Origin of the sequence: Pseudoalteromonas sp. S1650 (assembly GCF_005887195.1) — a bacterium.
Taxonomy (GTDB): Bacteria; Pseudomonadota; Gammaproteobacteria; order Enterobacterales; family Alteromonadaceae; genus Pseudoalteromonas; species Pseudoalteromonas simplex.
The window spans coordinates 1-8301 of the sequence record NZ_PNDF01000003.1; the positions used below are offsets into that span (position 1 = coordinate 1).

Sequence of the window (8301 nt, forward strand, 5' to 3'; positions counted from 1 at the left end):
AACAATGAATGATAGGCGTTTTTCTGGTACGGCTTGAGGAGCGTATCAAAGCCGATATCTAGCTGCTGCTAAAAGCATAGCTAGTACAGGTGAATTAGATATAATTGCGGCTGGAATCGTCGCAAGGGTAACACCCGCATCTCAGCAGAAACAATCTGTTAAAACGAAAGTCTTCGAATTATCGAAGTTGGATTTTGGATCTGAGAAAAAAGAAGCTGCCTAGCTGTTAAGCTAGACTGTAGAAGCCCAGTGATGAGAGTGAACCGATGTCGCTGGGTAGTTCACCGCTGATTCACATTGTTGCTCGGTAAATTTACCAATATGACAATCATTAGGTTTAACTTCTAGGTAGTTAGCCAACTGTCTGTACACATCAACTCTTGCAAAACCATACTCTTTCCAAAGTACATCTAATATTTTGTGTGCCTTTTGTCTTGCGCTTCTAGTGCCGGCATTAGCCAGGGTTCCTTGAGGTAAGTTATCTCCTTTGTGCACTGCAACGTATGAATCACATCCTGATTTGTAGTTTTCACAAAGATAAATTAAACCGTGATCTTTACCTTTGAATATGTGCTTTGATTCTGAAAGTGATGCTAACCCGGAACAGTATTCACATCGAACTTTGATGTCCACTGCAGCTCTTGAGTTTCTTCCCATCACAATATCTTCCAGAAAGTGGATGAAATACATTCGCATCGATTTTTCAGCTAAGTCAGTTAAGTAATTAGCTTTATGCTTCAGCTCCCCTATAAGTGCCAGAGATAGAGCTTCATGCCGGTGATCAGAGAGCAACTTGCTTAGTTCATTTACATAGCTATACGTAGAAGCATCAACTATTCCAGACTTAGATAGTTGCTCTTGGACCAGTTTTTTTAGATCGACTTGGTTTAAATAAATCACAGCTTTGCCTTGTTTTAGTGTTTGTATGTCTTCCATTAAACCCTGGTTAAACAATTGCGCTGGAATTCAAAAAAAACTCAATTTTCTCGATTTTAATCTCTGCCTCAATTTTTTTGCGTGAAATAATGAGTGGCATAAGGAGGTGTAAATGAACCAAAAAAATCAATACCAGTCTCCCAATTAGCCCTTTATTACTCAGATAGAGAATTATTTAGGAAAGCTAAAGGTGGTGCATTCGATAAAAAACTGGCTAAAAGAGGCACGCGAGAGCACGCCCGGGCAGGTAAAAGTTCAAATCTAATACGCGCTGTGTTTTTAACTATTATAGGTTTCATATGTTACTTATTATTCAAATTTTCCTAGTTTTCTCTATCGTAGTGATCGTACTTATTGCAAAAGGGTATAGCGTTAAGAGAAAGCTACAAGTGCCTCTTTATTATCTATTTCTTGGTGGTGATGTTGGGGGGCGAAAACCAATAAAGGTAGAAAATAAGAATCTAGTCGGTATGCCAGATGCCCTATTCTTCAATCTATTAAAGCTTAGGTTTGTTGTATGTGAGTTTAAGTCTCGAAACTATACTGGAGTAAATTTATATGAAAGAGCTCAAATTACATTGTATATGGGAATGCTGAACAAATGGTATCTACCTGCACCGCAAGGTATTGTTGCATATGGTAATGGTTTTGCTGTTCGAGTTAGGTTTAATAAATCATTGTTCAATGAAGTTTGCGGTCTTCGAAAGCTGTGCTTAGTTGAATTGGGCAAGTTTTAACAACTCGCTTCATCTTCATCTGCAATTTATCTGTGCGTACACATACATATACGTGTACGCACAGAGGTGATTACCCCCTTCCCTTCTCTTTATTTGCAAGTTCTAGAGCTTCTTTAATTGAATAACCTTGAGACTTAAACTTGTCTACTAACTCCCTGTCATCTGGATCTGTTGAGTAAACTAGTTGGGTTTCTTTATCTACAAAAAGCTTAACTATTTCCCTCGATTGCCCGTATCTCACTAAGATTTCTGAGTAATGGCCCTTATCAGTATGAACGCTTTTCATTAAATCATAGTCTTGATCTGTACCATCATACGCTTTTAACTCTTTGAGTTTATCAACGGCTTCCGGTTCCTGGGCCAACATAAACTTCCATGGACTATTGTTAACAATGGCCATCCCTGCTTGGCTTTGGTAAGCATCAAGTAAGCTCTGTGTGATACAAATGCCAGCTGCACGTGTTTTCCTGAATCGACGCCAACCTGTTTCAAGGAATTCGGCTAGATAATTGATTTTACCCGGTTTGTCTTTAAGGTATTCCCAAGCTTCATCGAGAATGAAAAGTTTTCTTTGTTTGTTGCCTGATAAAAACATTGCATGTTGAGCTGCGTTGATGAGGCTCATCAGAACACATTGTGATAAGTGAGGTTGCGAGGATAGTTCATCCATCTCACAAACGATTAATCGTGATTTGAAGTTTATTGGTGGGTATTTCTTACCAAAAAAGTCTCCAAAAATTCCGCCTTCACACCATGGTTTTAGTTGGCGCCCTATCCTCTTAATTTCAACATCTTGATGCTTTTCACACAGCTCAGAAAAGTCTGTGATTGATGAACCTTTCCCTTTAAGGTTCCAAAGCTCAGTGAGTACTGTAAGCATTTCTGTAGATTGGTAGTCACTTAAATCACCTGATTCTGACGCCATTGCTTTCAGCAAGGAATGAACCATGGCTGCTTGACCTTCTTTGCCATAAAAGTCATCAATATTTGCAAATGGATCAAGTGAAAACTTCATGTTCTCATTGAAGTCAATGAATTGAGCATTCTTATACTGGCTTGCTAAGTTTTCATATGAGCGACCTTTGTCAATAACAAACACTTGAGCGCCGTCAGTATCGCTGCCCACATCAAGCCGGCTTTTAACACCAGAGCCTAGATATGAAGTGATTAGCTTATTATTGAAAAATGACTTACCAGCTCCAGAGCGAGCGCAAATAAGTGCATTAAAAGAACCATCTGTTTCAAATATGTCTAAACCGAATATTTGCCCAAAGCGCGTGACAAACTCTAGAATTGGCCGTGAAGTGTTTCCTTTCCAACTCGCGCTATGTGGTAATAAAAATACAGCCCCTTTTGCCGTCCATTCATCAAACCGGTCTGATAATTTTATATATTCATCATCAAGTCCAAGAGGTAAAGCGTTTAAGAAAGTGCTAGGCGCCAAAATTGTTTCTATGTTGAACTTGTACTCTTTACGTTTGAAGAATGCCTGCAGCTTCCTAGTCGCAGTGAATGTTTCTTTCTTGTTCTCACCAAGGACTATCATGCTTAGGCTAATTTTACATAATCTTGAGTTTTTCAGTTCATCTTCGATTGCAAAATAATCTTGTGCCTGGTCTTTCAAGGTTGAAACCCACTCCAGCATTTTTCCTTTTGCTTGTTTTTTTAGCCATTTGTTACGGCGATCAAATTCTTCATTTGCCGAATGAATACTTGGTAACTGTACGTTAAGCGTCATTAAATATGGGTTCCAAGCAACCGTTCGCTTGCCAAAACGCCAATCACCTAGCAGGTTTATAATATCACCGTAGTTCAAGTAATCGGGTGTTTGCTTGAGGGTCATGACTGAAGCAAATCCATTTGACTTCTCATCTAAAGATGAAAATTCTAGGCCATATTCATCACGGTTAATTATTCCGCCCTGCTCTAATATTTGCGCACCAAGTGGGACAAGCTTGTTGATTTTTACTTTATCTCGCCAAAGCGCATTAGGTGAGTGATTGAAGAAAGTCTGCATTCTTGAAAGCCATTCTTCATCATTTAAAATCAATGGGGCTAAGCCTAACCCTTCGAATATTGAATATGTTCTATCTTTTATCTCTAGGAACTCTTTGAGCTCTTTATCGGAAGGGATAAAGTTTTTAACTGGGATTTTTACTGTGATCCAATGTTCAAAATCTCTTGGCCGGATACCTGATTTTTTATCAAGAGACTCTTTTCTTGCTTTAGAGTAATAATTAATTACTGATTCGCTCATTGCATCAGCCAGCTCACCGTCTTCACCACCAATCCGCTTCCCTCGTAGTTGCCTGTAACCATTTAGAAAGCCATCTATTCGTGGTAAAGCAGCTAGGCTTAGTTGAATTAATGTGTTGTGAGGAAACTCATCAGATAGAAAGCCTTCGTAGGCTGTTCTTATTTCGTTGTTTACCCCGTTAGTTGGTTGGCAGGCGATAACAAATCCAATGTAACCGCCTTCCATTAAGAACATTTGATATTCTTTAATGTATTCCATTACACAGTTTAATTCTGCGGCTTTATTACCTCCGAGAAGCTTTTGTTGATCTTCAATGGTGCTTCGCCAAAGGGGGCCAGCAAAATTCTGCTGGGTTTCTTCGATATCTGGATTCAATATCTTTTCGATAGCTTCTTGGATTTTATTCAGCATGCTATACACCTATTTTACTTATTAGCCTCAGGCTTAGGTCTAGAAATGCTCAACGGATCGATACCTTTGGCCATAGTTTCTTTTCTTTGGCTTGTTACTTTGCTTTTCTTTATTGTTTGAAATGGTAATACTCGACTTGGGCGCATTTGAGCTTGATGGCCTGTTACCCAGCGTCTTGGTTGTAATTCAACATAAACGAAGCCTGGAATATTCAAATCTCCAGACTTGTCTTCCCAAGCAGCAACATAAATACGCATTGCTTTAGCTTCTTCTAGAACCGCGAGAGGCTCTGGCGCGATATCATTTGGAAGGTAATTGAAAGTTCTTAAGTCATCTAACTCATCGTGTGATTGTTTCGAATATGACATTGTGTCATTGCTAGCGATACCAACAATGTTGGCTTTGTCATAATCCTGTGCGTTTTGTCTTCGCAAACTTCTTGGTTCATATACGTATGTGATGTCTTCCCCTTCACTATTAACGTAAATGACTTTTTGGTTTCCTTCTGAATTTGACTTTTTTTCACCTTCGTTTTTTGCATATTCTGCAGTCATCATGTGCTCAAGGTGGTCTTGATTGTTGGTTAACTCATAAACCTCCATCGGCCCTTTACAGAGAGCAAGTTCCGGTTTACCTGCACATGAAAATTCCTCTTCACCAATCGTAAATGCTGAACACCCAGAAAATAATGAGGCTATGGCTAGAATTGAGCTGATTTTAAAGATTTCTTTCATTGCTAGTTACTCCATCTCAAGCCACGCATCAAAATCGCTTGGTAGTCCATTAAAGGTTAAACCATCTTCACGAACTAGGAATGGGGTCCCTCTAGCCTCAAGCAATCCCATAACGATAGGTGCTTTTTGAACTGCCTTGGCATCGCAGTCTTCTCTCATTTCTGTTGCTAGTTTTGTCTTGTTCATAAGGTCGATGACAGCTTTAGATTTATCAACAGCGCAATTTAGGCGTTTAGACTCAAGTAAAGATTGGCTGCCCAGCATCGCTGTTAGTACAAAGTCGACATTGTACTTTTCTGGAGATTGCTGAATTTTATTGAACAGGGCGTGGCAGTATCCGCAATTAGGGTCAACGAATATTGTTGCTTGCTTAGGTATGTCTTGGTTACCAAATGATAGTGTTGCAAGCTCATCTAGTTTTACGCCCATTTTTTCAAGAGGGACACGGTGAGCATTTCTTGCTTCGCTCAACTCATCAATAGTTCGTCTAAACCATGTATCAATTAACAGCCCTTGAAAGACAAAGCGGCCATTCTTAGATACAAAATATGTTTGTCCTGATTTAGTCTTAACTAGCATTAAGTTTTCAACAGGGAGTTCTTGAATACCTTCGATATCACCTTTTTGAGAAAGAGTTTGTTTTAATTCTTTCGGATTAATTGATTTCGCCATTGAGGATACGCTTAAAAGACTTGCAGTTGCTAATAGACTAATAGCCGTGACTTTTTTCTTTAGTGACATTGTGACTTACCTTTAAATTGATAGACATGTCATTGTAATCTTGGCAATAGCATGAAAATGGAAGATTAATTACTGATTTTTGATTTTTTCATGGGTTTAGACAAAACAGAATTTTACTAACTCGAGGGTTGATATGCTTGTTTAATCAACTAATTATTTTGTGTTTCTGATATTTATAGCTCTAAATGCTTAATGACATGCATATAAAAGCCTTAAGTAGGTAAAATACTGATCTAGGGTTAAGGTTCATATATACCAATGTTAACGAATAAAGATTGTCACATATCAAGACTTCACAATGACATGTTGTTGTCGAAATGAAACATCTTCGTAATATTCCTCATCGAATGCATCACACCAGGAGTTTATTTGTTCATTTGTAAGAGACTACTGTAAAGAGCCACTTTCCAAAACTAACGGTCAGCTTCTATGAGGTATTCGTTGCTTTATACCGCGTTCAATTGATAGAGCGTTGGCAATAATACCGAGCTTTTCATTTTCACTATTAAGGAAGTCATCGAGTGTTTTATTAAGGTGGAGTGTCGCGACAGGGGATCGAAGAGCCAGCTATGCCGTTTAGATTGATTCGTTGCCATGTTATCAAATTATCTAATAACATTTCATTCATTAATGAACGACTTACATAGCCCTGTGCATTTGCAAAAGTTGCTCGTGTAAACATAGCCTTCCTACGGTCTTGTGTTCTCTTATGTTCTCAATTGAAAATGTAGGTTAAATAGCCTCGACATAAATTTAGGGCATTTTCGTACTGAGCTTCACCTGTTATTTGTTTTGATTCAGTGCTACTTGTTAAGTTCAAGAACTCTTGAATCATTGTAGTGAATTGTTGGAATGTCCTGCTTTTATTTTTCCATGGAGAGCAATTTTACTTTTTAGCTTTTAGGAATCTACCAGGTAGCGCCTAGTGCTCTATCTAAATCTAAAGAGCCTAAGCGAGGTCAATCTAGGTGTTGGTGAAACGCGCTCCACCACGAAGTTGTGGCTCTAATTAAAACCTTCTTGCTGATCCAAATATTGCTTAATAACCTGATTCCATAATGTGCACTTTTGAAATGATTAATCTTGCATAATTGGCGAATTCACCCTGAATAATTTAAGGTGAAATAGTGTAACTACCTGATTAATTTGGCTTTTTTTAATTTCTTTGCCTGGCGAATATTTAAGGTTTTCTGTACTTAACTACCAGAATTAAATGAAGTGCAATTAAATATTTGCAGTGAGATTTAGTTTCATATTCCAACTTGACAACTCGACCTTATACAGTAGTCTATACAGTACATGAAAAAGACGCTCAGATACAACTACAGGCTAAATCCTACGCCAGAACAAGAAGCTAAGCTTATTGAGTTTGGTGCGACAGCGCGTGGCACTTGGAATCTGTTGTTGTCTGAAAATATGCGTCGATATGAGTACGATAAGACGTTCTTGTTTTACAAAGAAATGGCCTCGCTTCTTAAGGAATTAAAGCCTTTCTAAGAGTTTGCGTGGATTAAATCTTTTGATTCAGCAGCGGCTCAGCAGGTTGCTCACGATTTAGAAACTGCTGTTAAGAATGCTTTTTCAAAGGTTCGTTTGCAGCGCTTTCCAAAGCATAAAGTCTCATACAAAAAGAAAAAACTTCACAACGACTCGTTTCGAGCCGTCAATAATTCCAATTGCATTCGAATCGAAAATGGCGCTATCAGTATTCCGAAAGTCGGCAAAGTGCCAATCGTTCTGCATCGTGAGCTAGTGAGCAAAATTAAGACCGTCACTGTTCAATATCGTCACGGAAAATGGGAATGCAGTATCACTCAGGAAGTGGAATGTAAAACGGCTAAACAAGTTTTGGAAACGATCACTGGCTTTGACATCAACTCAAAGCAAACGGTGGTTGGTTCGAACGGTTTCGTGGCCGACAATCCGAAGTTTTTAAGGCAAGCAATAGAGAAGTTAAATCAATTGCAACGCCAGTTTGCACGTCGAACCAAAGGTTCAAATCGCTGGCAAAAAACAAAACAACGCATCAATAAATTATACGGAAAAATCTCAAGGCAAAGGCTGGACTTTGCGCACAAAACTTCACGACAGATAACCAATGAAAATGATATTTTAGTGTTCGAAGATTTAAACGTAAAAGCGATGCAAAAGTTCAATGGTAGTATGGTTGCAGATAACGTGATGGGTTTGATCACTCAGCTTTCAAAGTACAAAGCTGAGCTAGAAGGCAAGCTCTATCATGAAATAGGTCGTTTTGAAAAATCCACTGGAATTTGTTCGGAGTGCGGGCAACGCCATGTTTTAACATTGAATGATAGGCGTTTTACTTGTACGGCTTGCGGAGCGTATCAAAGCCGAGATCTAGCTGCTGCTAAAAGCATAGCTAGTACAGGTGAATTAGATATAATTGCGGCTGGAATCGTCGCAAGGGTAACACCCGCATCTCAGCAGAAACAATCTGTTATAACGAAAGTCTTCGACTTAT

7 protein-coding genes and 1 pseudogene are annotated in these 8301 nt (G+C 38.8%); 3 read left to right on the plus strand and 5 right to left on the minus strand.

Annotated features, from left to right (window positions below):
* Positions 1 to 231: 231 nt before the first annotated feature.
* Positions 232 to 936, minus strand: coding sequence for a zinc-finger-containing protein (locus tag CWB80_RS00205; RefSeq protein ID WP_138601759.1), 705 nt, complete (start codon positions 934 to 936; stop codon positions 232 to 234).
* A gap of 299 nt (positions 937 to 1235) precedes the next feature.
* Between CWB80_RS00205 and CWB80_RS00210 the strand changes: the two genes are divergently transcribed.
* Complete coding sequence (locus tag CWB80_RS00210; RefSeq protein ID WP_138601757.1) at positions 1236 to 1673, plus strand: hypothetical protein; 438 nt, start codon at positions 1236 to 1238, stop codon at positions 1671 to 1673.
* Between the two features lie 70 nt (positions 1674 to 1743).
* On the opposite strand, the gene CWB80_RS00215 is transcribed toward CWB80_RS00210, so the two are convergent.
* The 4 genes and pseudogenes from CWB80_RS00215 to CWB80_RS23200 all read right to left on the minus strand — a co-directional run.
* Positions 1744 to 4341 carry a TraC family protein gene (locus CWB80_RS00215; protein WP_138601755.1) on the minus strand — a complete coding sequence of 866 codons (2598 nt, stop codon included), beginning with the start codon at positions 4339 to 4341 and terminating at the stop codon, positions 1744 to 1746.
* Between the two features lie 14 nt (positions 4342 to 4355).
* Positions 4356 to 5075: a TraV family lipoprotein gene (locus tag CWB80_RS00220; RefSeq protein WP_138601753.1), complete on the minus strand. Its 720-nt coding sequence runs from the start codon at positions 5073 to 5075 to the stop codon at positions 4356 to 4358.
* A 6-nt stretch (positions 5076 to 5081) separates the two neighbouring features.
* Positions 5082 to 5816 (minus strand): disulfide isomerase DsbC N-terminal domain-containing protein, encoded by a 735-nt coding sequence (locus tag CWB80_RS00225; protein WP_055022448.1) that lies wholly within the window; start codon positions 5814 to 5816, stop codon positions 5082 to 5084.
* 1186 nt (positions 5817 to 7002) lie between these two features.
* Positions 7003 to 7077: pseudogene (locus CWB80_RS23200) on the minus strand (IS200/IS605 family transposase); the annotation flags it as partial.
* 38 nt (positions 7078 to 7115) lie between these two features.
* On the opposite strand from CWB80_RS23200, the gene CWB80_RS22830 reads away from it, so the two are divergent.
* Entirely contained in the window at positions 7116 to 7313 is a 198-nt protein-coding gene (locus tag CWB80_RS22830; RefSeq protein WP_055022449.1) for a helix-turn-helix domain-containing protein, read from the plus strand.
* A gap of 12 nt (positions 7314 to 7325) precedes the next feature.
* Positions 7326 to 8301 (plus strand): RNA-guided endonuclease InsQ/TnpB family protein (locus CWB80_RS00235; RefSeq protein WP_249362481.1); only part of this gene is annotated, 976 nt, incomplete at its 3' end.

Excerpts from the sequence above, each read along its gene's own strand:
- CWB80_RS00205 (WP_138601759.1), bottom strand. The coding sequence starts at position 936 with ATGGAAGACATACAAACACTAAAACAAGGCAAAGCTGTGATTTATTTA.
- CWB80_RS00225 (WP_055022448.1), bottom strand. The coding sequence starts at position 5,816 with ATGTCACTAAAGAAAAAAGTCACGGCTATTAGTCTATTAGCAACTGCA.
- CWB80_RS00215 (WP_138601755.1), bottom strand. The coding sequence starts at position 4,341 with ATGCTGAATAAAATCCAAGAAGCTATCGAAAAGATATTGAATCCAGAT.
- CWB80_RS22830 (WP_055022449.1), top strand. The coding sequence starts at position 7,116 with ATGAAAAAGACGCTCAGATACAACTACAGGCTAAATCCTACGCCAGAA.
- CWB80_RS00210 (WP_138601757.1), top strand. The coding sequence starts at position 1,236 with ATGTTACTTATTATTCAAATTTTCCTAGTTTTCTCTATCGTAGTGATC.
- CWB80_RS00220 (WP_138601753.1), bottom strand. The coding sequence starts at position 5,075 with ATGAAAGAAATCTTTAAAATCAGCTCAATTCTAGCCATAGCCTCATTA.